The organism is Candidatus Pantoea multigeneris (assembly GCF_011752615.1).
Lineage (GTDB): Bacteria > Pseudomonadota > Gammaproteobacteria > Enterobacterales > Enterobacteriaceae > Pantoea > Pantoea multigeneris.
Window position 1 is genome coordinate 1 of the sequence record NZ_VWXF01000004.1, and the last position, 25,586, is coordinate 25,586.

Genomic DNA, 25,586 nt, shown 5'->3' on the forward strand with positions numbered 1-25,586 from the left:
AATATGACGACCGGGGCCTGCTGACCAGCGACACCGACTGCTCGGGCAGCGAGACGCGCTACGAGTGGCACCCGCGCGGCTGGCTGCTGCGGGAAATCCTGCCGGACGGCAGGCACACCGACTACGAGCACGACGCGGCGGGCCGGGTCCTGACGCGCCGCCAGCCCGACCGGCCGGTAGAGCGCATTGAGTGGGATAACAACGGGCTGCCGGTGGCCTACACCGGGCCGGACAACCGGCGCTACGCGCGGGAGTATGACGCCAGCGGCCAGCTGGTGCTGACGCGCAACCCGGCGGGCCAGACGGTGCGACTGGAGAGCGACGCGCAGGGCCGGGCGGTGCGGCTGATTAATGAGAACGGGGAAGCTACCGCCTTTCGCTACGGGGCGGACGGGCTGCTGCTGGCGGAAACCGCCAGCGACGGGGTGGTGACCGGCTACAGCTACGACGCGGCGGGCCGCCTGCGCGAGAAGGTGTTTGCTCAGGGCCACCGGCAGGCCATCCGCTGGGGCTTTGACTACACCGCCGCCGGGCTGCCCTCCGCCCGCAGCACGCCGGACGGACAGACGCGCTTTGGCTACGACGCCTGCGGCCGCCTGATAACGGCGGCGCGCTATCCGGCGCTGAGCACCGGCGGCTTTGCGCAGCACGGGGAAGACGGCCTGCGCCTGACGCGCGACCTGCTGGGCCGGGTGACGGGTGAGCAGGGGGAAGAGGGCGCGATGGCGCGGGCGTATGACGCGCTGGGTAACCTGACGGCGCTGACGCTGCCGGACGGCCGGACGCTGCGCCAGCACTACTACGGCAGCGGGCACCTGACGGCGATAGCGCTGGATGAGGACATCATCAGCGAGTTTACCCGCGACCGTCTGCACCGGGAGGACAGCCGGACGCAGGGGCGGCTCACCACCTACACCACCTACAACCGGCGGGGCTTCCCGGCGGCGCAGGATACGTACCGCGACGGCCTGCGGCAGCCGTCCACGCCGCAGTGGGCGTGGCGGCGCAGCTGGGACCTGGCGGGACGGCTGAAGACGGAAAAGGCCGGGGAGATGACCTCGCGCTACCGCAGCTGGCGCTACGGGGAGGATGACCGGCTGGAGGAGCAGTCCGGCAGCCTGCCGGGCAACCGGCAGTGGGAATGGGACGCCGCCGGGAACCCGCTGGACGCGGGCACCAACGCGGGCGGCCCGCCAGCGCAGAGCGGCACGCCGCGCCGGGACACTCCGGGACACGCCGGCACGCCCGGCAACGACGACCTGCCGGAGATGTGGCGCAACCTGTATGCCGCTCACGGGCTGACCGGGGAGGGCAGTGCGCCGGAAGCGGGCGTGACCGGAGAGCCTGGCCGGCGCTACGTGGCCCATAACCGGGTGACGCGGCTGGGCGAGGTGGAATGGCGCTACGACGTGCACGGGCGGGTAATCGGGAAACGCGAGCCGGGACGGCACCTGGCGCTGGAGTGGAACGGGGAGCACCGGCTGGCGAAAGTCACGGTGACGCCGGACCGCCCGGCGATGCCGCAGACGGTGGTGCAGTTCCGCTACGACGCGCTGGGACGCCGGACGGAGAAACAGGTGCACTACGTCAGCCGCAACCGGTCGTGGCATCCGGTGGTGCCGCTGCCGGCGTCTTACCGGGTGCGCTTCGTGTGGGACGGCCTGCGGATGGTGCAGGAGATACGGTGGGACGGGAGTACGACGTACGTTTACCGCGACACGGACAGCTACGTGCCGCTGGCCCGCATCGACACGCCGGACCGGGCGCGGGAGTACACGCGGATTTACTGGTATCACACCCGCCCGGACGGGACGCCGGAGCAGCTGAGCGACAGCAACGGGGAGGAGGTGTGGCGCATCGTGAACGACGCCTGGGGCCGGGTGGACACGGCGTGGGGTGAGATAAACTCGGCGGCGGTGCGGGAAGACAACCTGCGTATGCAGGGCCAGTACCTGGACCGTGAAACGGGGCTGCACTACAATCTGTTCCGGTACTACGACGCGGACAGCATGCACTTTATCAGCCCGGATCCGATAGGACTGGCGGGTGGTCTGAACCTGTATGCGTATGCGCCGGATCCGGTTAACTGGGCGGATCCGTGGGGTCTTAAAACATGCCCTGTGAGAGAAGTTAATAGCACTCGAATTCATGGCATAGGGCAAAAAGACAAAACCCCAGGGCATAATCAATTCTCAGAAGTCATAGCTAATAAATTAGCTATGAGTGGTAAGTTTAAAGATATTTATTTGAACCGGTCGTATAGTTTTGCTAATGGTAAAGGTATCTCTGGGAGACGCCCTGATATTATGGCTGTTGATGTTAATGGAAGAGTTCACTCAATTGAGTTGGCATCCAAAACAGATATGGGTAGAAAACTACCAACTTTAACTTCACGTAACGAAACAGCGATGGGCAATCTGCCTGTCAGTAAACAAGGTGAAATTTTAGTGTTTGAACATCCATATAGCGCTTTTGACATGAAGTCAATGCTTGATGATTTAATTTCTAGTATATAGGTGAGAATATGTACACTGCGATAGCGATTTATGGAACTGAGAATATTACACCAGAAGAAGCATTTTACTTTGGGAAGAGGTTTTTTGAGTGCATAAATTTATCAGTAACAAAGGCTGGTTATTATAAATATTTAACTGATGGTGATCATAAAGGCGATCATGACATCTTTGATGTCTCTTTTTCTGATTTGGAAAAAAAAATAAATGATAGGGAAGTGACATCATTTAGATTATATAACGACAAGAAGGGGAGCACACCATGGTTGGCATCGTTTGGATATACAACAAATGAATTTGGTGGTTTCTTTCATCTTGATGCTCAATGTATAAGCGAATCATTGTCCTACCATGAAATAATTTGTTTTATTGAAGAACTATCAATTTCAAAAAGTCTTTCTTATGGTATCGCATATTCTTGCGATAAGATGAGTAAAGCATTTTACTATGCAGCCGGAAATAATTTGGCTAATATATTCCCATATGAAAATTCCTCTCTATTCAAAAAGGAAACACCTGGAAGATTTCAAGGAGAAGAAAAATATAAAAATATCATGTTAAGAATGGTCTATCCTGTAAACATTCTAAATGGAAGTCATATTTTAATTGATGTTGGTGGTATTCCGTTGAGAGATTGGATATCAAAAGATGAAGGTCGTGGTGTCTTAAAAAAATTAAATAATGGATCATGGTTATGGCAAGTGGAAGAGAATTCACTTGAATCAATAAATAAATGTTTAGGTGATTTAGGTATTTTGATTTCATGGAGAATTACGTCATCTAAAATGGCAGCTAAGAAAATTCCATAAAAAATATGGAAGTGATCTCTATGATCCTTCCTGTATTATTCTTTCACCTGCGGCTATGATGCTGTGATATATAGACAGAGAGGGGCATGGCAGATTTCCTATGACAGATGCTTCACGACACAAGAACTCGCAATCACCAGTACTATTCAATGTGTAGACATTGAGGAAGGTCAATCACTTTATTCCGTTATGCAGCCAGTTTCCTATATAGGATATGTACCCGTACATCAACAATCCTTTATTAATATTTAATTAAAATTATTTTATGAGGATGGAAATTATCAAGGTAAGGAGGAAGGATATGACCTATGATGCAAACACGATGGATCATTACGGCCAGAATAGGTAGAACACCCCGCATATTGGACGCTTTTGTAACTTGATCCGGAACTGGCAGGCAGGCTGAACCTGTATGCGTATGAGCCGTGACCGTTTAACTGGGCGGACCTGTGGAAACTGTCTAAATGCCCAAGAGTAACTCGTGGTCAAAATGGTGAAGTTCTGACAGCGCGAGCCACAGTTTCGCTATCAGACTTAAAGACAGGTACAGCCGTAAATTCTAGTGCGAGAGCTGCTATTTAAAGCTATAGGTCTGCCAGGCGACGATGCTGGTCACATACTTGATAAAGTGCTCGGTGGTCAAGGCGGAAAAGGCAACTTGTTTCCTCAGTTATCAAAAGTTAATCGTGGCGAATATCGAATATTTGAAAAATCGGTCAGAGATTACATTAGTCAGCATGGGGCCGTGGATATTGAATGGACATTTAAATATTCTAATGGTGGGTTGCGACCTACAGGAATTCAATATGATGTTTATCAAAATGGTTCAAAAATTCTAGGTGACTTCTTTAGGAATATATAATGGCTATATTAGATGAGAAAGAAAATGTGTTATTAAGTTTTTTTGCTGCTATGAACAAATGGGAAAATGATAATTACATTCCCATGAGAGAAGGCGGTATTGAAGAGCAAAACAAAGCTCAAAATGAGATAGATGCTATTTTCTTGAAGTTCTGTACAATTAGAGATAGAAAGATTGGTAGGCAAGCATCATTACACTGCGGGGAACCTCCAGAGTATGATGTTGATAATCAACTCATTGAAAAAATTGAAAGTAATGGGAAGAAGGTGATTATTTATACTAACCAGCTGAATAGGTTGAAAAATAAATATCGCTATACTCTTCATTATAAAAATAATGAGTGGAGAATTGATAAAAAAGAAAGGTTTAGTGTCGTTGAAGATAAATGGATAAAAGATAGCTTATAAAATAAAGCCGGAAGAGATATCCAGAATCCCTCCGGCTTTATTATTTTCCTTTGACGCAAGCCAGCAATGCCAGTCATGTTTGTCAGCAACGCTTAACTCTGACTTGGTAGCGTCGTGTGGGACGGCCTGGGGATGGTACAGGAGATACGCCGTAGCGGCAGCACGACGCACCCACTGACATATATAGATCCCCTTGGTCTTGCAACTTGTCGTCTAAATAATATGGGGAGAACCCCCAGGTAAAAATAGCAAAACTGGCAGAGAAGTTATCGAGCGAATGCGTGGTGAGGGTCGTATTCGCGGCACGGGTGATAGGATGCAGTTTAAGAGTTCAGCAGATAATCGATGGTATAATGTCAAAGATGGTGACATGGCTCACTTGACATATGCAGTTAAGTATTGGAACCAAAAAGGTGGTTATTATGGCCCTAAATCTAGAGAGGTTAGAGCCTTTATGAGAGACTCCAAGAATTATGAATTAGAGTATTATGGTCACAATCGTTCTCAAGGTGCAATGTTACCCGATAGATATAAAGATCCTAGTAATTGTATTGGACCGGCGGAAATATCACAATACTTCCCATGATTAAGATAGGTATATAATGAAAGAACTTGCTGAAGAAAATAAGAATTTGGAAGGGATAATAGTCTCTAAAGTAGAAAAAGGTAATGAGCTTCATGATGTTAAATCTTATGAAGAGGCATTAGATGAATATAAAAAAGCTTGGGAATTTCTTCCTGAGCCTAAGCTGGAATGGGAAATTGCCAGTTGGATTTCAGCATGCATATATAGTGCTTACTTTGATATGGCAGCCTTCAAAAAATCTAAAGAATGGGCGGAGATTGCATTGCAAACTCGAGGCTCAGATATAGATACTGCTCCATTAATTGATCTTGGAATGGTATGTTATGAGTTAGAGGAATATGATGAGTCATATAAATACTTTGACGATGCGTATAGTTATAGTAAATCTCGTGCGTTTAAAGAAAGACAAAGGAAGTATCTTGGCTTTTATTTGGGAAGGAAAAAAGAGCTAAAGTAAAAAAATGGCTGGGATGGTTATCTCGAGAACATTCTGACCATTTTTACTGTTATACGAAAGTGTTAATTTACTGAATCTTAAATATCACATAACCAGAAATTATGCTGATCATCAGAGGTTTTCCGGGAAGGTTACACTGAGTCCAAAAGATATAGCTCACTTTATTCCGTTATGCAGCCAGTTTCCTATATAGGATATGTACCCCTACATCAATAATCCTTTATTAATATTTCATTAGAATAATTTTGTGAGGATGGAAATTATCAAGGTAAGAAGGCAGGATATGCATCTATGATGCAAAAACGATGGTTCATTATGGCCAGAATAGGTAGAACACCCCGCATGTTGGACCCTTTTGTAACTTGATACGATCGGACTGGCGGGCGGACTGAACCTGTATGTGTATGAGCCGGGGCAGTTTAACTGGGCAGATCCGTGGGGTCTTTCTAAATGCCCAACAGTAACTCGTGGTCAAAATGGTGAAGTTCTGACAGCGCGAGCAACAGTTTCACCTGCAGATTTAAAAACTGGCACGGGAATTAATGCCAGTGCGCGAGCTGCAGCCAGAGCTATGGGCTTCCAGACAGATGATGCTGGGCATATTTTAGCTAAAGTATTAGGGGGGCAGGGAGGAAAAGGAAATATTTTCCCTCAGTTACCAGCAATAAATCGTGGGGGATATAGAGTGTTCGAAAACGAAGTTAGAACATATATAAGCAAAAATGGTAGTGTTGATATAGACTGGAAATTTATCTATTCAAATGGTGGAACTAGGCCTACCGGTATTATTTATAACGTTTCTCAAAATGGGAAGACAGTACTTTACTCAATTTTTGGAAATTGAATTATGAACGCAAAAGAAATATTAATTTGTTTTATTGAAGATATGGGTGAATGGGAAAATAGCTTCCGTGAAGCGTTTATGGAAAATCCAGCAATTGATAAGCAGCCATATTCTTGTCAGTTAGATGAGATTTTTAATAAGTGGTGCACTAAAAAAGAGAGGAAGTATGGCCGCCAGGTTTCAATGCAGGTAAGCTTCCCGCCAGATTATGATATAGAAAATGATGAGATAACAAGTGAAGATATTTCTGCTAAAAAAACATTAATTCAAGTTAAAAAAAATACTGGATTTAAAAATGAATACAGGTACACCTTAATATACAAGGAGGACCGTTGGCAAATTGATAAAAAAGAATGGTTAGATGAAGGGAAATGGAAGAGAGCATACTTGTAAATTAGAAGCTTCATCTTATGGGCTAAATGTCTCCCGCTGGCAGGAGACATCTAGTGCCTTGAAAATTAATAAGGTAAATGCTAGGTGGGGATTTAAAGTAGTTGATTTAATTCATTAAACATCTCATCAATAAAAGTCTTAGCACCGAAACGTGATAATTTTTTTCCGGACGTAGGAGGAATGATAAAAATTCGATATGTGCAAGCACTACTTAACTAGCCTTCCTAGCCAGTAGCACTCAACTCTGGCCGATTTCAACACGCAAAGCTGATTGCATCGTGCGGCTGGTGCAGGAGATACGGCGGGACGGGAGTACGACGTACGTTTACAGCGACACGGACAGCTACGTGCCGCTGGCCCGCATCGACATGCCGGACAGGGCGCGGGAGTACACGCGGATTTACTGGTATCACACCCGCCCGGACGGGACGCCGGAGCAGCTGAGCGACAGCAACGGCGAGGAGGTGTGGCGCATCGTGAACGACGCCTGGGGCCGGGTAGACACGGCCTGGGGCGAGATAAACTCGGCGGTGGTGCGGGAAGACAACCTGCGGATGCAGGGCCAGTACCTGGACCGTGAAACGGGGCTGCACTACAATCTGTTCCGGTACTACGACGCGGACAGCATGCACTTTATCAGCCCGGATCCGATTGGTCTATTAGGTGGAGCAAATCTCTATCAGTATGCACCTAACCCTCTGAATTGGATCGATCCTTGGGGATTGGAAAAATGTATGGGGGTCGGTGAATCTGGACATCATGTTCCTTCAGTCAGAAAATCTAAAGGACGGCCCTTTGAGGTTGCCAGATCTGATAAAACAAGACCGACTCTTTTCCCAAGAGGTCCTAATCCTGAACATGATCACTGGCGTATGCACGATGCAGAAAGAGAATTTGTGGGACCACGGCAGGGTGATTTCTTAGGGTCAGAAAAGGAGTTGTTTGAGGCATATAGAAATGCGTATTAAGGACTGAATGATATAAAGGTTGATGTAAGATCTCCGAATGGAAAGTATATATTAGGAGAGAATGTTACTTCAGTTCATGTTGTTGATTTTATTGAAAAATGGATTTTAAAACAAGGGTTAATGTAATGACTGATACTGATGTAAATGACCAGTATAATGCTGTCTCAATAGCATCATTTTTCGATTTTCTTAAAAAAATTGATGAGGACGGCTCTTTAGATTCGCGAGATGAAGATCCATTTGATAGCAGATGGATGATGGAGTTTAACCGAATGGAAAAAGAAAGATTCACTGATAAAGATATAGATTGCATCAAAAAATAAGAGAGGCTGTTTTTAAGGCTTCTTTCAAAATAATAGGTAATCCAGAAATATCAGGGAGAATATCTGATGATTTTGAGTTGATATCCAAAGGCATTATATTAAAAGAAAGCAACAGTTGGGCTGTGGATGATTTATGGAAGTCATATCAGTCAGGCATTTTTCCTTCATAGTTATATTTTTGGCATGTTAATGAGAAAATGAATGTGAGATTTTTTAATATTAAGAAATATTTTTAATTTATATTATAATTTAAATTAATTCATAAGCTGCAATACTGATTTTAAAATTATTTAATCCGGTATTGCAGTTCAAAAGCATGCACTTTATTTGCCCGGATCCGATAGGACTGGCGGGCGGACTGAACCTGTATGCGTATGCGCCGGATCCGGTTAACTGGGCGGATCCACTGGGTTTAAAATGTATTCAAAACAAAATAGATGGAACTGCTCGTGAGATAAGATCTCAGGCAATTCTTGAACGACGTTACGGAAAAGATAACGTGTTAAGGGAGCGCTATTTGCGTGATATGAATGGAAAGTCAGTTAAAGATCCTATGACCGGAGAAAGGCGTAGAATCGATTTTGTGGTTAAAGGGCAAGATGGGAAGTGGCGACCCGTTGAAATAACAAGTCGTACAACTACAAAAGATGCGCAGCTTGATAAAGAACTCCGGATACATGAAGCCGGAGGGGTATTTGTTAGAAACCCTAATACTAGGGAATTGATACAGTTAGATGATATATCAACAGTTATAAGGGTGAGGTAAATGTCTGAATCAGATTTTACAGTGCGTAGTGTACCTATGCTTTTATCCAGAAATAAGAGTCAGGAATGGAGAGATATTGTTTTATTGCGTTCAGGGATGCTGATGCGCTTCCTGAAGACTCATAATCTCCTAATTAACGTTGAGCCTTTTGATGAAAATGGTAATGTTAAAGATGACTTGGTAATAAAGAAATCACACCTTACAGATGATGGCCTTGAGCTTTTTAAGAAAGTTATTCCGGGCTGGTCTCAATACCTTGATAAAGGGGGGGATGTTAATAATATAAATCGTCTTATCAAGGGTCTGGAAAAAATCAGGAATCAATAATTTTACCAGTGATGCCGTTGGTTTTTTCAGTGTATATGGTTGAAAGATAAGAAGCTGAGAATTTTTAATTAACGTTAATATAAAATCATCGAGGGGACGCAGGTCCCCATGGAATTTCTCTCAGGACCGGGAAACCGGCTGCACTACAATCTGTTCCGGTACTACGACGCGGACAGCATGCACTTTATCAGCCCGGATCCGATAGGACTGGCGGGTGGCCTGAACCTGTATGCGTATGCGCCGGATCCGGTTAACTGGGCGGATCCGCTTGGTTTAACTGCTTGTAGAACTGGCAGTATGAAACAAACGGCAAGAAGTATGTCGTTTGTGGACTGGATAAAAGCGAAAGCCAGAGGTGGAAATAATACACATGTGTATTTGGGATATAAAGATGGGAAACCTGTGTATGTAGGTATAAGCAAAGATGTGGATATTCGCGCTGGACAACATGGCGAGAGATTCGATAAGTTAGTTCGAGTTACTGAAGAGCCTCTGAATCGTGGTCATGCTCGGAGTATAGAACAGGCTATTATTCATAATAACCCATATTTTGAAAGTTCAATAAATAGCATTAGCCCCACAAGGAAATTATATTCAGATGCTGTTTCGTGGGGCGAGAAGTGGCTTAATGACAATGGGATAAACATAAAATGGCCGACAAAGTAACTGTAATGCCAGGTAACGGAACGGAAAAAAAATGGCCGAATGAAGGCGATGTTTTTTATTTTAAATTGAGCGATGGTCGTTTTGGTTACGGCATGGTCTCTTTAGGTAAAATTGATGTCGGCCCATTTAAAAATGCTATCGTTATATATATATATGATAGCTTTACGCTATCACCTGACGAAAATATCACATTGAAAAAAGAAGATTTGTTACTGCCGCCAATCATTACGAATGCGTCATGTTGGAAGAATGGGTATTTTGTAACACTTAAAAAATTGGGTTCAAATAGGCTGGATGTCTATCATGAACACTACTTTAAAAACCCGATAAGAAATAAAGTGTATAATCATAATGGTATAGAAACTGAATTACCAATCGATAATATACCTGTAGGTGAAGAGTCAATTCAGTTCCATAAGAGTGTTATAAATTCAATTGAATATGCGTTAAATTAACATAATAAACCGGGGCGGGGATATCCCTCCGGGTTATTGATTGGTCTTCGTTTCCTCCACTAAATCAGAATGTTTTCAATACATTTATGTGAGTAAAAAATTACACGAATCTTGCTACACATAACTACTTACTTCTTGATTAATTACGATTTAAAAATAAAATAAATCAATGTGGCGCTTAATCTCTGCAAGTACATAAAGCAACATAAATTATTTGCTGTTTTTATATTTGTATTTTCATGAAATATAAATGTCATTAAAGTTTTTATAATCATAATGTGCTAATTTTATGATACCAGGGTGGTGATATGCTCTCTAAAAAACTGATAGATAATTTAAAGGAGAAAGGGTGGTGGTTTGAAGATGCCGCCCATGATTATGCAAATGAAATTATTAAGCTAGGCATCCAACCAGCGTCAATGATTTATGATTTTTATACTCATGCCGAAGATGGTCCTACTTTCAATAGCCAAGGTAAAGAAATTTATCAGTTAGGCTGGTTTTTATTAAACGCAAACTATGAATTTGATTTAAAAAGAACACATAAATTATTGATGCTTCCAGATGAATTTATTCCTCTCGACAGTTTTGAAGGCGGGCATGGTCTCTTTTATAACAGAGCGAATGGGGCTGTGATTGGCCTAAGTCCAGGAAAAGACATAAACGATTTTAAAAATGGCAAACTTCAATATCAATGGAATGACTTTAATGCTTTCCTGGAATGGTATTTTAATCTGTAGTCTTTACAGACGGACTAGGGTTTTAATCGTGATTTTCTAATTCATAAACAAAGTGTTGTAAGCGATTTTCGTCGGCTGGAAGGCGTTAATAAAGTATCTTTTTCTACACACCAGAACTCACGCAAAGCGTGCATTCTGTGATTTGTGTTTACTGCACTATCAGCGTTGGAGCGTCGGCGTTGTTCAGAGCCAGAGATACGGCCTGAATCTGTGCCAGACACAGTGAGGCAACCTGAGAGCGGAAACCAGCTACCCGCGCTTCACGCACGACGAAGAAATCATCGCTGAAAGCCGCCAGTGGGCTGACCTGGCTGTCGGTGATGGCAATTTGATGCGCGCCACGGCGATATCAACAACATCCCATGCTGACCTGATTTCAACACGTACAACCCAATAGCATCATGCGGAACGGCACCTGGCGCTGGAGTGGAACGTGGAGCACCGGCTGGCGAAAGTCACGGTGACGCCGGACCGCCCGGCGATGCCGCAGACGGTGGTGCAGTTCCGCTACGACGCGCTGGGACGCCGGACAGGGCGCGGGAGTACACGCGGATTTACTGGTATCACACCCGCCCGGACGGGACGCCAAAGCAGCTAAGCAACATGACCAGCCCAACACCACAAAGCGCCCGCAATGATCAGAAAAAACAGGGAGAGTGACAATAATACCGGGTGAACAAGATGGCTGGAAATACTCGCTGTGCTCACAACTTATGAGTCTTTAAATACCGGAATCAGTGATACCGGCATCAGTGATACCGGTGACATAAAGCACTGCGGAGCCGTAAAGCCGCAATGCTAAAACTATTTGGTCCAGTAAAGCCGGGTTGGGTTATCAACAAAGATTTCGCGCCGAACCTTTTCAGAAGGTAGCCATGAACCAAACGCATTCAAAATCGAGATGTCATCGACCGGGTAGAAATATTCAACGCCTTCCTTCGTGCGCTTTTTACCTGGGGCTGGCATGGTGTGTGGCCAGTCAGACGCCCAGATAAGACGGTCATATTTACGTGAAACCAGTGCATTAATAAATGGCTTAACATTCTGCCAGGAGGTATCTTTTGTTACGCGATAGAACGCTGAAAGCTTAACGTAAACGTTGCCGGAATCGAGCAGGGAGAGCAGTTCATTAAAGCCCTGCTGCTGAATACCTTCCTCTGCTTTAAGCTTGCCCAAATGGTCAATGACGATGGGGACGGGCAACTGAGTAATGGTGGTGCTCAGGTCGGCAATTTCATGCAGATTGGTGTATATCTGCAGATGCCATCCCAGTGGGCTGATTTTATCAGCCATCTTCTTCAGAAACGCGCCACTCTCCTCTGCGCTGAGTTTGGCCCCCGCACGTGCCTCCATATTCAGGCGCAGTCCGCGTATACCCTGTTCATGCAGCTTCTGTAGTTCTTCTGATGTAATGTCATCATTAACCACCGCCACTCCACGCGCTCTCTTCTGACCAAGAACCTGAATCGCGTTAAGCATGCAGCGGTTATCCGTGCCGTAAGGACTCGGTTGGATCAGAACAACGCGATCCATGTGCAATTCTTTAAGATGGCGTTCAAGATCGCTGATGGGAGCACGGTCAGGGGTATAAACTCGCGCTTCCACGAAGGGAAAACGTTCAGGATCGAACACATGCACATGGCAGTCACAACTTCCCGAAGGCGGAATAAATTTCAGCCTGGAGGAAAAATTGTCCGATGAAATGGCCGCAGCCCAGCTCAGTTTCGTATTGATGCCTGCAGCCATACCAACCAGTGGCAGGGTTTTCAGTAGAGAACGACGTGAAATCATGTGCATCTCCTTCGTAGGTACAGGGTAAGAAATTATTATTTATTTTTTAAGCGGGCCGGCTTTCGCCAGGGTTTGCCCTTCTCCTGAGTTCGCTAACTGCTGACTTCATCGAGAATGCGTGGTCATCTGTAGGTCCCGGAATAGGGGATTTAGCGTTCAGTGAGCGTAAGCAAGCCATTGGCTAAATAGCCAACAGTTTGCGGATATATTAATTGGCGGTTTAAATCAGATATCTTTCAAAATATGAATGGTTCGTTCCTGAATGAAATCTTTCACTTTCTCAGCATAATTTTTCATATGTGGTGCAACTGAATGATTCTTTAGGCAGGTTTCGTCGCGCCATTTTTCAATAATCACCAGCGTGTCAGCACCAAACCCAGTGACGGCTTCCGCGGAGAGATCAATAACAGGACGGTACTCAATGCAACCTTCTTCAGCGATGACGGCAGGAATATTTTCCTGTACGTGAGAAATAATTTGGTCGCGCATGCCAGGCTTGGCTTTAATTATCGCAATGACATGGATCATTCGTTCTTCCTTATAAAAAAGTGGGCATCAGTGCCCACTTTATTGTTTTACTTTTAGCGTTCGCTGTAAAGCACACCACCACGCGATTTATCTGCCGCTTTGGTTTCCACAACGGAGACCACCACACGATCTTTATCCACACCAAAGGTGTCAACCACCGCCTCAGTGATCTTTACCATCAGTTTTTTCTTCTGCTCGGCACTACGGCCTTCTACCGCATACACCACAATCTCTGGCATTTGTTTTTCTCTCACGTAGCGTTATCAGAGAAGCATCCTTGCCTGTTACCCCATCCTGACATGCGGTTACAGGCTGCGGATCTGCTCAATGACCGCAGTGGTGTAAGCTTTGGTACCGGTGCTGCCGCCCAGGTCCACCGTGCGGTGAGCGGGATCGGCCAGCACTTTTTCAATCGCGTTGTGAATGGTGGCTCCGGCCTCGCGCCAGACTGGCAGCACTTTTTTCTCGCCGATCCACTCCAGTAGCATCGCGACTGACAAGATCATGGACGTTGGGTTCGCTTTGTCCTGGTTCTGGATATCCGGTGCGGAACCGTGTTGCGCTTGAGCGCAGCACTGAGTGTCACCAGCCATTACCGAACCGGCAAGGCCCAGGCTACCTGACAGTTCACTGGCCAGGTCCGAAAGAATGTCACCGTAGAAATTGGTTGCAACCAGCACGTCAAAACGTTCCGGGTTACGCACCAGGTGCGCGGTAGAGGCATCAACCAGCAGGTCATCCAACTGGACGTCCGGGAAATCCTTAGCCACGGTACGCACAGCCTCAAGGAACAATCCGTCTGTCATGTGGAAGCTGTTTGCTTTATGGATAGCGGTGACTTTTTTGCGGCGTTTGGCTGCCAGTTCAAAGGCGCGGCGGGCAATGCGCTCCGAGCAGTGCCGGGTAATTTTACGGGTAGAAAGTGCCATATCCGGGCTTGGCATCACTTCGCCCCAGCCACGGGACATGTTGCGGTCAGGGTAAAAACCTTCTGTCGCTTCACGCATGATCACCAGATCCATGGTTTTTCCTTCACGCAGGTTGCTGGTGATGTAAGGACGGGTACGTGCAGGGCGCACGTTAGCATAAAGGTCGAGGCCAACGCGGAAGGCACCTGAGACATTGATACCGCCTTTTTCTGGTTTGGGATAATCAGCGTGCGAGATGGTGCCCAGCAGAATGCCTTCATAAGTACGTGCGCTTTCCAGCAATTCAGGACGCAGCGTGGTGCCGTATTTTTCCAGACTGGCGAAACCGATCTCCTGGTAATCATACTCAATGCCCAGACCGTGTTTTTTATCGACTTCTTTTAAAACCGCCACTGCTGATTCGATGATCTCAGGGCCGATACCGTCACCCGGCAGAACGAGAAATTTCATGACTTTTATCCTTACCTTAATTTGACTAATTAACTTTTGTGTTCTGCCGCAATTGGCCGCGTTTCACCGGTTTCAACCAGAGTACGATTCGCATCACGTGATCCATAAATCCACATGATTTTCATTGGCTCCGTTTCTGAGGCATTACGGAACCGATGGGGAACGCCAGCAGGAATAAAGGTGACATCCTGTGGCTTAATCGCAAATTCCTGTCCGTCGATGTCAAAAATGGCGTTGCCCTCAACCAACAGCACACTCTCTTCACAGTTATGAAAGTGGAAGGGAATTTTTGCGCCACCCACAAACTCGGTATAACCGGTAATAAAGGCGCTGGCACCCATTCCTGCGGTGACGAGCGGAGTGGTACTGGCGCCGCCACCACGGTCGTGTTTCTTGATATCTGCCGGATGCAGCAGATAAGAGTTCGATTCGGTTTTAATCATGCTCACAGTCCTCTTTTACTTAGCGGGTCCGATCCACAGTGTTTTGACGTTAGTAAATTCGCGGATGCCCAGCTCGCCCAGCTCGCGGCCATAACCGGACTGCTTGATGCCACCAAACGGCAGGCGAGGGTCTGAGGCAACCAGCCCGTTAACAAACACGGCACCAGCTTCGATGCGGCGCGCAACGCGATAGCCGTTTTCAACATTTCCGGTCCATACTGCCGCGCCCAGGCCAAACTCAGTGTTGTTGGCCACAGCAATCGCTTCATCTTCAGACTGCACGCGGATAATAGCGGCGACCGGCCCAAAGGTTTCCTCGATAGCGGCGGTCATCTGTGGGGTGACGTGATCCAACACCGTTGGCAGATAGTAATAGCCTGCACCATCGACAGCGTGACCGCCGATGACCAACTTCGCGCCTTCCTGAATACTGCGTTCAACCTGTGCATGCAGCGCATCGCGCAAATTTTCACGTGCCATCGGACCAATGGTGTTTTCCCGGTCGGTGGGATTGCCGGTTTTCAGTTGCTTAACGCCTGCGACAAAAAGCGCAGTAAACTTATCCGCCACGCTTGCATCCACGATAAAGCGTTTGGAGGAGATACAGCTCTGCCCGGTATTGGAAAAGCGCGCTTTCACCGCCATTTTTGCGGCCAGTTCAATATCTGCATCGGCCAGCACAAGGAAGGGATCAGAGCCACCCAGCTCAAGGACCTGCTTTTTCATCAGACTCGCGGCCTGCGATGCCACGATTTTGCCCACTTCAGTTGAACCCGTAAGTGTCACGGCGGCTACGCGGTGATCGGCCAGCACGCCCGCCACGTCAGAGGCGTTGATGAGCAGCGTCGAAACCAGACCTTCTGGAGCGCCAGCTTCACGCAGCAGTTCTTCCAGCTGGATAGCGCAGGCGGCAACATTGTTAGCATGTTTGAGTAGGGCACCATTACCAGCGGCAAGAGCAGGTGCCACAAAGCGGATGAACTGCCAGAACGGGTAGTTCCACGGCATGATGGCCAGCACCACGCCCAGCGGATCGTAAACAATACGGCTGTCAGTGGCGTTGCTCGGTACGTGCGTGTCTCCGAGGAACTTTCCTGCGCTTTCCGCGTAAAATTCACAGGTTACCGCGCACTTCTCAACTTCGGCTTCTGCTTCGGCAATTGGCTTACCCATCTCTTCCGTAATGGTTGCCGCATAGCGGGCCTTATTGCGGCGTAGCACTGCTGCCACGCTGATCAATAAGCTTACCCGCTCTGAAACGGGCTTTGTGCCCCAGGACTGCTGCGCGGCATAGGCACCGGCGATGCGTTGTTCAACGTCAGCAGAGGAGTGCAGCGGATACTCAGCAATCGGGCGACCCGTTGCGGGATTAACGGTAACAATCATGATTCAGCCTTCTTTTCAGTTTCAGAAATCGTAAAGCGCATACGCGTTGGTCGTCAGAATACGGCGTAACAGTTCGCCGTTATCGATCCATCCGGCAAGGCGCTGGAAGTCCTGTCTGTCGTCTATGGCAGCAAAGGGCTCAATGTCTTCAACCGAACCCGTGCGTCGGCCATGACCACCGGTGTGAGGCCAGTCGGATGCCCAAATGAGGCGGTCGGGGGCCACACTGACCAAGCGCTTTACCACACCGGCCAGACCCTCATAGCCCGAAGCGTCTGATACCCTGCTGGGTGCGGAAAGCTTGATCCAGATGTCAGGACGACGAAGCAGCTCAGTGACTTCATCGACCAATGCGACGCCACCGGCAAAGTGATCCAGTACCACGGGCACCTTGCTGTCACGTATTAACGGGAGTAGCAGGGCAAGCTGGGTTGGACTGGCGAAAATTTGTATATGCCAGCCCAGAGGACCAATCCGTTCCGCTGCTCTGTCCATTTCTGCTCGTATGCGGGCAATATCACCCTGACCTGAAACGGAAAGGTTCAGACGGATGCCACGCACGCCTTTCAGATGCAACGCGCGCAGCTCTTCATCGGTAACGTGGTCAACATCAATCACGACGACACCCCGTGCACGGTCAAAACCCAAAACCGTCAGGCCATGGCAGAGCGCGCGATTGTCTGTGCCATAACAGCTTGGTTGAACGAGCACGTTGTACGTGACGCCCAGTAATGCGTTATGCGCCGCTAAATCAATCAGCGTTGCGGAAGCTGGGGTGTAACGACGGTCGCTGGCATAGGGGAAAATATCGGGCATAAACAGGTGAACGTGGCTGTCGCACGCCCCACAGATATTTTCCGGTAAAACTGACCCTGACATGGCTCACCTCAATGGTATCTTGTTTAATCAAAATACCATTATGGGCGTGTGGTGCAATTGCTATGGCACTTTTTTGTTAACGGAGTCACATTTGCCGGGGTGTAACAAATTTACGGATCTAACGCTCTCGGGTTAAAGTTGGTGTTTAACTCTCTCAAGGGTGAGCAGTTATGCCCCAAACGCTGTCAACGCAGTTGGTTCAAAGCATCATTCAGTACATCAATAATCAGTCACTTGATATCGGTGCGCGGCTTCCCGAGCGTGCACTCGCGGAATATCTGCGTGTTTCGCGATCCCCTGTCCGCACTGCGCTGGCAAAGATGGCGGATCAAGCGCTGATTAGCCGCCATCCGGAAGGCGGTTATGTGGTGGCCGTAGGCGCACTTTCCTGCTCACCGTTTACTGAACCGGTAAAGAGCAACGCGGATGAAATTTATTTCCAGATTGCGAATGACAGGCTAAAAGGGGAGTTGCCTGAGAAAGTCACGGAGAATGAGCTGATGCGCCGTTATGGTGTAACGCGCAGCCTGCTGAGTGACATCCTGTTGCGCATTCATCATGAAGGCTGGGTGGAGCGTTTGCCTGGGCATGGCTGGATATTCGCGGAATCGATGTCGTCCGGGGGGGCCTATAACGAAAGTTACCGCTTCAGGAAAATTATTGAGCCTGCGGGAATTCTGGAGCCGACGTTCAGGCTTGACGAGGCCAGTATTCTTCAGTGTCAGGAAGAGCAGCGGTGGTTATGTAACGGAGCCATTTTCTCCGCAACGCCGGCGCAGATTTTTGATGCTAATACCCGCCTACATGAGGCGATTGCCGCCTGTTCCGGCAACATGTTCATTCTGGACTCCTTGCGTCGTTTGAACCGCGTCCGTCGTCTGATGGAGTACACGAAAGCCATCGACCGGGAGCAGGCGCTGCGTCGCTGTAAAGAGCATCTGGTTCTGATTGGATTGCTACTTGAAGGCGATAGGGAGGCAGCTTCAGACTATATGCGCATGCACCTCTCTGATGCTTCCCGTGAGAAACAACCAAAATGAAAAATCCGGACATCGTCCGGACTTTTCATCTCTGAGCTTGAGGCAATGATCAGTAGATCAAGTGCATCATAATCAGGGCCAGTGCAACCGTTATGCCTCCGCCAATGCGGGTTGCAATCTGAGCGAATGGCATAAGACGCATGCGGTTACTGGCCGTCAATATGGCGATATCCCCCGCGCCGCCCATGCCACTATGGGTACTCGTAACGATTGCCGCTTCAATAGGATAGAGATTGACGAAGCGAGCGGTAAAGAAGCCACCTGTGACCATAGCCAGCACAGTAGCCACGATAGTGATCAGGTTTGCCGGTGCGAAGCCCGCAATCAGGCTTTCCCACGGTGTCAGCACCAGACTGAAGGTGAAGAGAATCGGGAAGGCCATCGCTGTCAGTGCAAATTTGTACACCACAGCTGAACCCGCCTGGATACGCGGAGAGATCAGGTGGCACAGCATCAGCAACACCGCCAGGAACAGCATGACGACAGGAGCGGGCCACTTCAGCAGGTCATGCATCAACACCCCCACCAGGTAAAGCATCACGGCGACGATGGCAGCAGCTGCCACAGCGCGAATATCGCAACCTTTTTCTGCCTTCGGTTGTTTATCTAAAAGGTCTTCCGCGCCCGGCTGAAGTACGCCATTGCCGCTAAGGTGCGGCAGCCGATTGCCCAGGTTCGCCAGCAGTCCCGCAAGAATGACTGCCGTCAGGTTACCCACCATGATGGCAGGCATCACTTTTGCCAGCATCTCGCCCTGGTCGAGCCCAAGAATTTGCGAATATCCGATAGTCAGAGGGATCGCGCCTTCACCCACTCCGCCGGCCATGATGGGCGCCACGATATAGAAAAATGCTTCATGTATATCAATGCCCATCAATACGCCCACACCGGTTCCGATAATACCTGCGCAGACCGAGCCCACGGCAAGTGGCGCAAAAATTTTCAGAAAACCTTTGATCAGCAGGGAGCGGTCCATGCTAAGAATCGACCCGACGATCACGGCTGCAATGAACAGGTTAAGGATTTTGCTGGTTTTGAAAAACTCTCCCACGCTGTCAGTCATGGGTTGAGGGATCCAGCCAAGGAAACCAAGCAGCGAAGGGACGAAGGTCACCAGTACGGCACCGCCGCCGATATTTCTCAGCAAAGGAAGTCGGTTGCCAATCTCACCCAGTGTAAAAGCAAAGGTAGCGGCGATAGCAATCACCATTGCCAGCTCTTTAGTAATCCCATTGATGGCGGTGAAACTGACCATCAGGATGACCATAACGATATACACCGGCAGTGGAATGATGCCAATGTCGAAATCCATAAGTTTCCACCAGGTTTTCACCCAGCGAGGCTGATTATCTGTGCCTTGATCAGAGGCTTTATCTTTCGTTTCAGTGATGTTGACCATCGTCTTTCTCTTCGTTTATTCCAGACCTGGTGTTACGCCTGAATGAGTAAGAAGTAGGAGAGTTACCCGAGACACTCGCGATTACAGTTCATTAACATGTGGCAGCATCACTCTAGCCACTTACGGTTCTTTAGATCAACAAAATACCATTAGTGGAATCATTTATTTTCCCCGCCTGTGATCGCAGGCACAGATCGGTGATGCGGAAAAAACAATCACTACGCGTCTTTTAAGGTGGAGAAGCGGGCAGAGATGTCCGCAAGGGACTAACGCAGGGGATGAAGCTTTAGCGGGGCGACTACCTGGATCGGGAAACCGGGCTGCACTACAATTTTTTCGGTATTATGCTGCGGACAGCATGCACTTCATCAGCCTGTATCAGTAATGCCCATTGTTGGTTGATTTAACTCTCAAAGGATTATCAAGTGGCAAAGTATAAGTGTGTTATTCTCGATGATTATCAAAATGTAGCGTTGAATATTGTTGACTGGTCTGCCGTTAATGAATTTCTGGATATCGAAAACCTGACGGTTAATATCCCCGATCAGCAGGCGCTATTGGAAAAGCTAAAAGATGTAGATGTTCTCATTGTGATGCGTGAAAGAACCCCGCTCAGAAAAGAACTTCTTCAGAAGCTCCCCTCTCTAAAGTTAATTATCACCACCGGCATGAGAAATTCCTCGATTGATATGACGGCATGCAGTGAACTTGGTATTACAGTTTGTGGCACACAAAGCAGTAGCCAACCTCCTGCCGAATTAACATGGGGTCTCTTGCTGGCTTTGGCGCGCAACATTGTTGCTGAAGCAAATAATGTCTCAATCTATCAGACATGGCAGAAAACTGTCGGGACCACGCTAAATGGGAAAAACATTGGCATTATTGGCCTGGGAAAAATTGGCAAGCAGGTGGCTAAGTTTGCACAAGCCTTTGGTATGCATGTCTATGCGTGGAGCCCAAATCTGACTGCCGAAAGGGCCGCAGAGGAAAATGTAAACTTCGTCGAGAGCAAAGAAGAGATCTTGAAAATTTCCGATGTGATAACGCTTCACTTAGTCAGCAGTCCGTCAACTAAAAGGCTGCTGACTACAGCAGATTTTAGCACTATGAAACCAACGGCATTACTCATTAACACTTCACGTGCTGCGCTGATTGAAGAGGGCGCACTCGTTACTGCCTTAGAAGAAAATAAGATTGCTGGCGCTGCGATTGATGTTTATGAAGAGGAACCGCTAAGCCCTGAATCCGATTATCGACACTGCCGAAATTTACTGGCCACACCCCATCTTGGGTATGTTAGTGATTCAAACTACGTAACCTATTTTTCTCAAGCCGTTGAAAATATAAATGGCTGGATAAACGGCTCCGTAATAAGAAAGCTTAATTAAGGAAGATAAAATGCAGAGTGACGGTTCTTTTCAAAATCAGAATGATGCTTGTCTTCTCTCTCTTGATCTACAAAACAGTTTTAATGTCCCGTGGTGGAAAGCAAGCAATCCTACTAAAAAAAAGCGACAGGCTTAGCGGCCTGTCGCGTGATCATCGTCAATGTTGCCGGGTGTATCAGAGGCGTTCAAACCGATAAGGCGTTGGATCGACAATCGGCGTCATGCCTGCGACTAAATCCGCGGCCAGTTGTCCGGCTGCCGGAGAGGTGCCGAAGCCATGACCGGAGAAACCGGTGGCTACCGTCAGCCCTGGAATTTTCGCTACCGGGCCAATCACCGGGTTGGAGTCCGGCGTCACGTCAATCATCCCCGCCCAGGCTGCGGCAACTTCTGCCTGTTGGAACGCGGGCCAGGCGGCTTTCAAGTTATTTAGCGCTTCCTGATTCAAGGCTGGGTTAACCTTCGGGTCCATCACGCGGACTTGCTCGAAAGGCGTGCGGCTCTGCGCACCCCAACGTCGACTCAGGGTCAGGTCACGGAAAGAGTGACGACCAATACCAATACGCAGATTATCGCGCGCGGCGCGGAGCTGTGGCAGATACTGCATGCCAAGCAAAGCGTGATCGAGCGTTAGCGGTGCATCGAGTGCGCCACGCTGCGTGATGATAAAACCGCCGTCCTGATGTTTGCGGAACGAAAAGTCAGGTGCACCTACGGCGATGTCAGTGGGGCCTTCCATCGGGCGAGTACGCAACACCGAACAGATCAACGGTAATGTCGGTAACGAGATGCCTAAATTGCCCAGGAAACGGCGTGACCACAGCCCACCGGCCAACAGCACCTGATCGCAACGAATCTCGCCTCGTTCCGTGACAACACCACTGACTTTGCCTGCTTGCGTGGTTAACGTGCGCACCGCGCAGTTCTCGATAATCACGGCACCTTTTGCCATGGCAGCACGCGCAATGGCGCTGGACGCCAGCGTTGGCTCGGCACGCCCATCGCTGGCGGTGAAAACGCCGCCTGCCCAGTTGCCTTTGCCGCCGGGAACGCGTTGAGCGATCTGGTCAGCTGTCAGCAACTGAGAACCGAGATCGAGATGGCTGACGGAGTTCACCCACTTCTCATGCATCGCCATCTGTTTTTCGTCGCGGGCAATAAACATGATGCCCGCCTGCCGATAACCCACTTCGCTGCCGATGCGTTGCGGCATTTCTGCCCACAGCCGGTCAGAGGCCAGTGCCAGAGGAATATCGTCGGCCTGACGGCTGGTTTTGCGCACCCACCCGAGATTGCGTGATGACTGCTCGCCTGCAATACGCCCCTTTTCCAGAACCACGACAGGAATATTGCGTTCGGCCAGCGTCAACGCAGCGGTTAAACCGACGATCCCACCACCGATAATCACCACGGTAGTGGCTTGAGGAAAGGCTGAAGAGGTCTCTACAGCGCTAATTTCAGGACCCATAACACACACCTTCTACATGCTGTGGGAGCAATGCCTGCTCCCTTATTGCCATCACAGAGCGATGGTGATCTCTTCCACTTCAGCGGCACCCGCGCCACGATAAGCGGTGACTTCCAACTCGACTTTGTAGACCGTGGAACCCAGCGGCGGGCAGGTAACGGTCGTTGCCGGGTTAATGCCACGGAATTTCTCGCCAATAATCGCCATCACGGTTTCAGTATCTTTAGGTTCCTGAATGAACACGCGTGACATCACCACATCCGCCAGAGAAGCATCAACGGCAGCCAGTGCCGCTTCAATGTTGGCGAACACCTGGCGAGTCTGCTCCGCGACATCTTCAGGGATCTGTTTAGTCTGAGGATTACGTCCAGCGGTGTTAGACACATAGATCCAGTTGTCTACGGCAACGATGCGTGAGTAGCTGGCTTTCTCTTCAAAAATGGAACCGGTTTTTACTTTTACGATACGGGTCATAATGTTATTCCTGTTAATCAGTCAATAAGCGTTGCTTAGCGCAGTGCTGGGGTTTCCCAGAGGTTGAGTTTCACGCCAATGTCGTTTTTCAGCGCATTGCGGTACACCATCGTGCCCCACGCCACATCTTCAACCGGCATGCCACCTACGGACATGATGATGATCTCTTCGTCGTTCTCACGGCCTGTGGCGTCACCGGCAATAATCTTGCCGATATCTTCTAACTGCTCAGCCTGCATTTTGCCTTCGGCGATCATATCCATGAATTTCACGCCGATAATCGGGATGTGTTTATGGGCAGGTTTTGGCACTTCTTCAAACCAGGCGTGGTACAGGCCGGTGTTATCCACCACTTTGCGCACGTCAGGCTGCTCCATCCCCTCATCGATATTGCACAAGGCCGGCATGGCAAGAAACGCCCCCGGTTTCACCCACTCACGTTTCACCAGCGGGTATTTTTCCGGATCGCCCACTTCACCTGAGTTGCAGTAAGTGACGATATCGGAACCGCGCACCAACTCCTCAATCTCCGTCACCACCTGAATGGTGGTGATCTGTGGGAAGGTCTCTTTTACCCAACTGATAAAGAGGTCGAGGTTTTTAGCCCCGCGTCCCTTTATCTTCAGGGTATCGATCTGCGGTCGCACGGCCATGAAGGCCGCGAGCGTGGTTTTGCCCATTACGCCGGGTCCCATCAGGCCGACAACTCGCGCGTCACGTCTCGCCAGGTGACGCGCGCCAACGCCAGGAATGGCACCGGTGCGATAGGCAGAAAGCAGGTTAGCGGACATGTGCGCCAGAGGGGCACCCGTGTCAGCATCGCTGAGGGTGAACATCAAAATTGAACGTGGTAGGCCTTTTTCGCGGTTAGCGATGTTCGAGCCGTACCACTTAACGCCTGCGGTGCAGAAATTGCCGCCCAGATAAGCAGGCATCGCCATCATTCGGCGATCGGCCGTAGGTTTTGGCATGGTAGGGAAAGGCGATTCTTCCGGGAAAGTCACCATCGCGCCGTGTGAATCGTTATTTGAACCGGCCATACGATAGTCGCCGTGATAGAGCAGACCAAACATCTCCTCCATGGTATCCACACAGGCGGGCATATCGGTCACGCCAGCGCGGATCATGTCTGGCTCGGAGAGGTAGATAAAATCGATTTTAGTACTGTGAGACATATCCCGGCATCCTTCTGACTGAATGTTTACACTGCGCCTCTGTTTTGGCCGATCAGGCCCAGTGCAAGTGCTGATAACGTAATGAATAACGCGGGAGAGCAATCACTGTATTGTATTTTTGCGACAGGGAACGCGGTTGAGAAAATGCACTGGTATATAAATTGCATCTTTTAAAGTTAAACTCTCGGCCATGCCAGGAATAATGTGATGACAGTAAAAAGAAAAACATCGCCAAAAAAACCATTACGCCCGGAACAACCTTGGTTTGTTATGAGCGCCGCCCAGCAGTATTCACTGATTCCATCTGATAATCCGGTGATTTCTCATTTTTATCGTTTCACGGTCGATCACGACGCCAGCATGACTTATGCGGTGCCTGACGGTTGTATCGATATTCTTTTTGATTGTGATCCTGATAACCCGTCTGCCCTGGTCTGCGGCACCACGCTGGAAGCCAGAGCGGCAGATATGAACTGCGATCACCCCTATTTTGGCGTGCGTTTTGCGCCCGGCGTCATCCCAGATTTCCTGGATATCAGTGCGGAAGAGCTGACGAATCACGAAATAAATCTGTTTGATGTGGTGCCAAAAGGGCGTCTGGCCTTTGAGCGCATCGTGCAGGCGCAGGACTTAAGCCAGCAAATGGCGATTTTTAATCAATACTTTACCCCAGGTATCACCCGCAAGCCCTCCACGTTGACCGCCCAGGCGATCGGCATGATTTGCCAACAAAATGGCAACCTGCGAATCGAAGAGTTGGAAACGTTAACCGGCTACACCTGCCGCACTATTCAGCGTCAGTTCCGTCAGGATACCGGCCTCTCTCCGAAAGCGTTTTGCCGCGCGATTCGCTGCCAGTCAGCCCTCAACAGTATTCATCATGCCGATGGGTTGTCATTTAGTGATATGGCTCTCGATTTAGGATTTAGCGATCAATCACATTTCCTGCGTGAATTTAAAAAACTGGTGAATACCACGCCACTGGATTATCAACGGCGTATCGGCGGTAATATTTGGGGTGAGCGTTTACGCTTTCACTAAAACGGTGCAATTGCGCCTTTGTGGTGCAAGGTTTGCACAGGGCGCCTGTCGGTTTTTTTCTATCGCAAACTTTATCGCT

Annotated in this window: 26 protein-coding genes and 4 pseudogenes; 18 read left to right on the top strand and 12 right to left on the bottom strand. The window is 48.8% G+C overall.

The genetic code is table 11. From position 1 onward, the window contains the following. From F3J40_RS10800 to F3J40_RS10870, 14 genes and pseudogenes are all read left to right on the top strand, one after another. Positions 1 to 2,516 (top strand): RHS repeat-associated core domain-containing protein (locus F3J40_RS10800; protein ID WP_167014486.1); only part of this gene is annotated, 2,516 nt, incomplete at its 5' end. Positions 2,517 to 2,524: 8 nt separating this feature from the next. Next, the gene (locus tag F3J40_RS10805; RefSeq protein WP_167014487.1) at positions 2,525 to 3,322 is read left to right on the top strand and encodes a hypothetical protein; all 798 of its coding nucleotides are present in this window, start codon (positions 2,525 to 2,527) and stop codon (positions 3,320 to 3,322) included. A 562-nt stretch (positions 3,323 to 3,884) separates the two neighbouring features. Beyond that, positions 3,885 to 4,184, top strand: a complete 300-nt coding sequence (locus F3J40_RS10810) for a DNA/RNA non-specific endonuclease (protein ID WP_167014489.1) — start codon at positions 3,885 to 3,887, stop codon at positions 4,182 to 4,184. After that, complete coding sequence (locus tag F3J40_RS10815; RefSeq protein WP_167014491.1) at positions 4,184 to 4,591, top strand: RhsIA family immunity protein; 408 nt, start codon at positions 4,184 to 4,186, stop codon at positions 4,589 to 4,591. The genes F3J40_RS10810 and F3J40_RS10815 overlap by 1 nt, the downstream gene beginning before the upstream one ends. 602 nt (positions 4,592 to 5,193) lie before the next feature. Continuing rightward, a complete protein-coding gene (locus F3J40_RS10825) occupies positions 5,194 to 5,634 on the top strand; it encodes a hypothetical protein (protein ID WP_167014493.1) in 441 nt (146 codons plus the stop codon). Between the two features lie 400 nt (positions 5,635 to 6,034). After that, a complete protein-coding gene (locus F3J40_RS25175) occupies positions 6,035 to 6,478 on the top strand; it encodes a DNA/RNA non-specific endonuclease (protein ID WP_369410934.1) in 444 nt (147 codons plus the stop codon). Positions 6,479 to 6,481: 3 nt separating this feature from the next. Beyond that, positions 6,482 to 6,871, top strand: coding sequence for an NTF2 fold immunity protein (locus F3J40_RS10835; RefSeq protein WP_167014495.1), 390 nt, complete (start codon positions 6,482 to 6,484; stop codon positions 6,869 to 6,871). A gap of 368 nt (positions 6,872 to 7,239) precedes the next feature. After that, a pseudogene (locus F3J40_RS25180) lies at positions 7,240 to 7,965 on the top strand (RHS repeat-associated core domain-containing protein). After that, positions 7,965 to 8,332: pseudogene (locus F3J40_RS25400) on the top strand (immunity protein PIM1 family protein). Before F3J40_RS25180 ends, F3J40_RS25400 begins: the two co-directional pseudogenes overlap by 1 nt. A gap of 152 nt (positions 8,333 to 8,484) precedes the next feature. Then, positions 8,485 to 8,595 (top strand): annotated as a pseudogene (locus F3J40_RS25345) (RHS repeat-associated core domain-containing protein); the annotation flags it as partial. Positions 8,596 to 8,928: 333 nt separating this feature from the next. Next, a complete protein-coding gene (locus F3J40_RS10855) occupies positions 8,929 to 9,255 on the top strand; it encodes a hypothetical protein (protein ID WP_167014499.1) in 327 nt (108 codons plus the stop codon). A gap of 108 nt (positions 9,256 to 9,363) precedes the next feature. Then, positions 9,364 to 9,921, top strand: a complete 558-nt coding sequence (locus F3J40_RS10860; protein ID WP_167014501.1) for an RHS repeat-associated core domain-containing protein — start codon at positions 9,364 to 9,366, stop codon at positions 9,919 to 9,921. Then, on the top strand, positions 9,906 to 10,376 hold the full coding sequence (locus F3J40_RS10865) for an Imm26 family immunity protein (RefSeq protein ID WP_167014503.1): 471 nt from the start codon (positions 9,906 to 9,908) through the stop codon (positions 10,374 to 10,376). Before F3J40_RS10860 ends, F3J40_RS10865 begins: the two co-directional genes overlap by 16 nt. A gap of 308 nt (positions 10,377 to 10,684) precedes the next feature. Then, positions 10,685 to 11,116: a hypothetical protein gene (locus F3J40_RS10870; RefSeq protein ID WP_167014505.1), complete on the top strand. Its 432-nt coding sequence runs from the start codon at positions 10,685 to 10,687 to the stop codon at positions 11,114 to 11,116. A 148-nt stretch (positions 11,117 to 11,264) separates the two neighbouring features. On the opposite strand, the pseudogene F3J40_RS10875 reads toward F3J40_RS10870, so the two are convergent. Then, positions 11,265 to 11,462: pseudogene (locus tag F3J40_RS10875) on the bottom strand (MurR/RpiR family transcriptional regulator); the annotation flags it as partial. 80 nt (positions 11,463 to 11,542) lie between these two features. Here F3J40_RS10875 and F3J40_RS10880 point away from each other — a divergent pair. After that, entirely contained in the window at positions 11,543 to 11,776 is a 234-nt protein-coding gene (locus F3J40_RS10880) for a hypothetical protein (RefSeq protein ID WP_167014507.1), read from the top strand. A gap of 144 nt (positions 11,777 to 11,920) precedes the next feature. Here F3J40_RS10880 and F3J40_RS10885 read toward each other — a convergent pair whose 3' ends face one another. The 7 genes from F3J40_RS10885 to F3J40_RS10915 form a co-directional block, all read right to left on the bottom strand. Continuing rightward, complete coding sequence (locus tag F3J40_RS10885; RefSeq protein ID WP_167014509.1) at positions 11,921 to 12,907, bottom strand: amidohydrolase family protein; 987 nt, start codon at positions 12,905 to 12,907, stop codon at positions 11,921 to 11,923. Between the two features lie 225 nt (positions 12,908 to 13,132). After that, complete coding sequence (locus tag F3J40_RS10890) at positions 13,133 to 13,435, bottom strand: putative quinol monooxygenase (RefSeq protein WP_167014511.1); 303 nt, start codon at positions 13,433 to 13,435, stop codon at positions 13,133 to 13,135. Between the two features lie 53 nt (positions 13,436 to 13,488). Beyond that, a complete protein-coding gene (locus tag F3J40_RS10895; RefSeq protein ID WP_369410936.1) occupies positions 13,489 to 13,689 on the bottom strand; it encodes a tautomerase family protein in 201 nt (66 codons plus the stop codon). Positions 13,690 to 13,740: 51 nt separating this feature from the next. Then, a complete protein-coding gene (locus tag F3J40_RS10900) occupies positions 13,741 to 14,814 on the bottom strand; it encodes an isocitrate/isopropylmalate dehydrogenase family protein (RefSeq protein WP_167014515.1) in 1,074 nt (357 codons plus the stop codon). 29 nt (positions 14,815 to 14,843) lie between these two features. Further along, positions 14,844 to 15,257 carry a cupin domain-containing protein gene (locus tag F3J40_RS10905; protein ID WP_167014517.1) on the bottom strand — a complete coding sequence of 138 codons (414 nt, stop codon included), beginning with the start codon at positions 15,255 to 15,257 and terminating at the stop codon, positions 14,844 to 14,846. A gap of 15 nt (positions 15,258 to 15,272) precedes the next feature. Then, on the bottom strand, positions 15,273 to 16,643 hold the full coding sequence (locus F3J40_RS10910) for an NAD-dependent succinate-semialdehyde dehydrogenase (protein WP_167014518.1): 1,371 nt from the start codon (positions 16,641 to 16,643) through the stop codon (positions 15,273 to 15,275). 21 nt (positions 16,644 to 16,664) lie between these two features. Beyond that, positions 16,665 to 17,522, bottom strand: coding sequence for an amidohydrolase family protein (locus tag F3J40_RS10915; protein WP_167014520.1), 858 nt, complete (start codon positions 17,520 to 17,522; stop codon positions 16,665 to 16,667). Between the two features lie 170 nt (positions 17,523 to 17,692). Between F3J40_RS10915 and F3J40_RS10920 the strand changes: the two genes are divergently transcribed. After that, complete coding sequence (locus F3J40_RS10920; protein ID WP_167014522.1) at positions 17,693 to 18,562, top strand: GntR family transcriptional regulator; 870 nt, start codon at positions 17,693 to 17,695, stop codon at positions 18,560 to 18,562. 49 nt (positions 18,563 to 18,611) lie between these two features. Here F3J40_RS10920 and F3J40_RS10925 read toward each other — a convergent pair whose 3' ends face one another. Beyond that, positions 18,612 to 19,961 carry a 2-hydroxycarboxylate transporter family protein gene (locus F3J40_RS10925; protein WP_205297323.1) on the bottom strand — a complete coding sequence of 450 codons (1,350 nt, stop codon included), beginning with the start codon at positions 19,959 to 19,961 and terminating at the stop codon, positions 18,612 to 18,614. A 425-nt stretch (positions 19,962 to 20,386) separates the two neighbouring features. Between F3J40_RS10925 and F3J40_RS10930 the strand changes: the two genes are divergently transcribed. Next, positions 20,387 to 21,349, top strand: coding sequence for a D-2-hydroxyacid dehydrogenase family protein (locus F3J40_RS10930; protein ID WP_167014524.1), 963 nt, complete (start codon positions 20,387 to 20,389; stop codon positions 21,347 to 21,349). Between the two features lie 175 nt (positions 21,350 to 21,524). Here the strand turns inward: F3J40_RS10930 and F3J40_RS10935 are convergent, their stop codons facing one another. Genes F3J40_RS10935 through F3J40_RS10945 form a run of 3 tightly spaced genes read right to left on the bottom strand, consistent with a single transcriptional unit; the run spans position 21,525 to position 24,466 of the window. Further along, positions 21,525 to 22,817 (bottom strand): NAD(P)/FAD-dependent oxidoreductase, encoded by a 1,293-nt coding sequence (locus F3J40_RS10935; protein WP_167014526.1) that lies wholly within the window; start codon positions 22,815 to 22,817, stop codon positions 21,525 to 21,527. Between the two features lie 51 nt (positions 22,818 to 22,868). Beyond that, the gene (locus F3J40_RS10940) at positions 22,869 to 23,291 is read right to left on the bottom strand and encodes a RidA family protein (protein WP_167014528.1); all 423 of its coding nucleotides are present in this window, start codon (positions 23,289 to 23,291) and stop codon (positions 22,869 to 22,871) included. Between the two features lie 35 nt (positions 23,292 to 23,326). Beyond that, on the bottom strand, positions 23,327 to 24,466 hold the full coding sequence (locus tag F3J40_RS10945; protein ID WP_167014530.1) for an ornithine cyclodeaminase family protein: 1,140 nt from the start codon (positions 24,464 to 24,466) through the stop codon (positions 23,327 to 23,329). A gap of 207 nt (positions 24,467 to 24,673) precedes the next feature. On the opposite strand from F3J40_RS10945, the gene F3J40_RS10950 reads away from it, so the two are divergent. Beyond that, positions 24,674 to 25,507: an AraC family transcriptional regulator gene (locus tag F3J40_RS10950; protein WP_167014532.1), complete on the top strand. Its 834-nt coding sequence runs from the start codon at positions 24,674 to 24,676 to the stop codon at positions 25,505 to 25,507. The last annotated feature ends 79 nt before the right edge of the window (positions 25,508 to 25,586 follow it).

What these genes read in the sequence shown, in the direction of transcription:
- F3J40_RS10935 (WP_167014526.1), bottom strand. Translation starts at nt 22,817, where the DNA reads ATGGGTCCTGAAATTAGCGCTGTAGAGACCTCTTCAGCCTTTCCTCAA.
- F3J40_RS10855 (WP_167014499.1), top strand. Translation starts at nt 8,929, where the DNA reads ATGTCTGAATCAGATTTTACAGTGCGTAGTGTACCTATGCTTTTATCC.
- F3J40_RS10860 (WP_167014501.1), top strand. Translation starts at nt 9,364, where the DNA reads ATGGAATTTCTCTCAGGACCGGGAAACCGGCTGCACTACAATCTGTTC.
- F3J40_RS10945 (WP_167014530.1), bottom strand. Translation starts at nt 24,466, where the DNA reads ATGTCTCACAGTACTAAAATCGATTTTATCTACCTCTCCGAGCCAGAC.
- F3J40_RS10885 (WP_167014509.1), bottom strand. Translation starts at nt 12,907, where the DNA reads ATGATTTCACGTCGTTCTCTACTGAAAACCCTGCCACTGGTTGGTATG.
- F3J40_RS10920 (WP_167014522.1), top strand. Translation starts at nt 17,693, where the DNA reads ATGCCCCAAACGCTGTCAACGCAGTTGGTTCAAAGCATCATTCAGTAC.
- F3J40_RS10865 (WP_167014503.1), top strand. Translation starts at nt 9,906, where the DNA reads ATGGCCGACAAAGTAACTGTAATGCCAGGTAACGGAACGGAAAAAAAA.
- F3J40_RS10835 (WP_167014495.1), top strand. Translation starts at nt 6,482, where the DNA reads ATGAACGCAAAAGAAATATTAATTTGTTTTATTGAAGATATGGGTGAA.
- F3J40_RS10925 (WP_205297323.1), bottom strand. Translation starts at nt 19,961, where the DNA reads ATGGTCAACATCACTGAAACGAAAGATAAAGCCTCTGATCAAGGCACA.
- F3J40_RS10805 (WP_167014487.1), top strand. Translation starts at nt 2,525, where the DNA reads ATGTACACTGCGATAGCGATTTATGGAACTGAGAATATTACACCAGAA.
- F3J40_RS10890 (WP_167014511.1), bottom strand. Translation starts at nt 13,435, where the DNA reads ATGATCCATGTCATTGCGATAATTAAAGCCAAGCCTGGCATGCGCGAC.
- F3J40_RS10900 (WP_167014515.1), bottom strand. Translation starts at nt 14,814, where the DNA reads ATGAAATTTCTCGTTCTGCCGGGTGACGGTATCGGCCCTGAGATCATC.
- F3J40_RS10940 (WP_167014528.1), bottom strand. Translation starts at nt 23,291, where the DNA reads ATGACCCGTATCGTAAAAGTAAAAACCGGTTCCATTTTTGAAGAGAAA.
- F3J40_RS10905 (WP_167014517.1), bottom strand. Translation starts at nt 15,257, where the DNA reads ATGATTAAAACCGAATCGAACTCTTATCTGCTGCATCCGGCAGATATC.
- F3J40_RS10825 (WP_167014493.1), top strand. Translation starts at nt 5,194, where the DNA reads ATGAAAGAACTTGCTGAAGAAAATAAGAATTTGGAAGGGATAATAGTC.
- F3J40_RS10915 (WP_167014520.1), bottom strand. Translation starts at nt 17,522, where the DNA reads ATGTCAGGGTCAGTTTTACCGGAAAATATCTGTGGGGCGTGCGACAGC.
- F3J40_RS10870 (WP_167014505.1), top strand. Translation starts at nt 10,685, where the DNA reads ATGCTCTCTAAAAAACTGATAGATAATTTAAAGGAGAAAGGGTGGTGG.
- F3J40_RS10815 (WP_167014491.1), top strand. Translation starts at nt 4,184, where the DNA reads ATGGCTATATTAGATGAGAAAGAAAATGTGTTATTAAGTTTTTTTGCT.
- F3J40_RS10950 (WP_167014532.1), top strand. Translation starts at nt 24,674, where the DNA reads ATGACAGTAAAAAGAAAAACATCGCCAAAAAAACCATTACGCCCGGAA.
- F3J40_RS10910 (WP_167014518.1), bottom strand. Translation starts at nt 16,643, where the DNA reads ATGATTGTTACCGTTAATCCCGCAACGGGTCGCCCGATTGCTGAGTAT.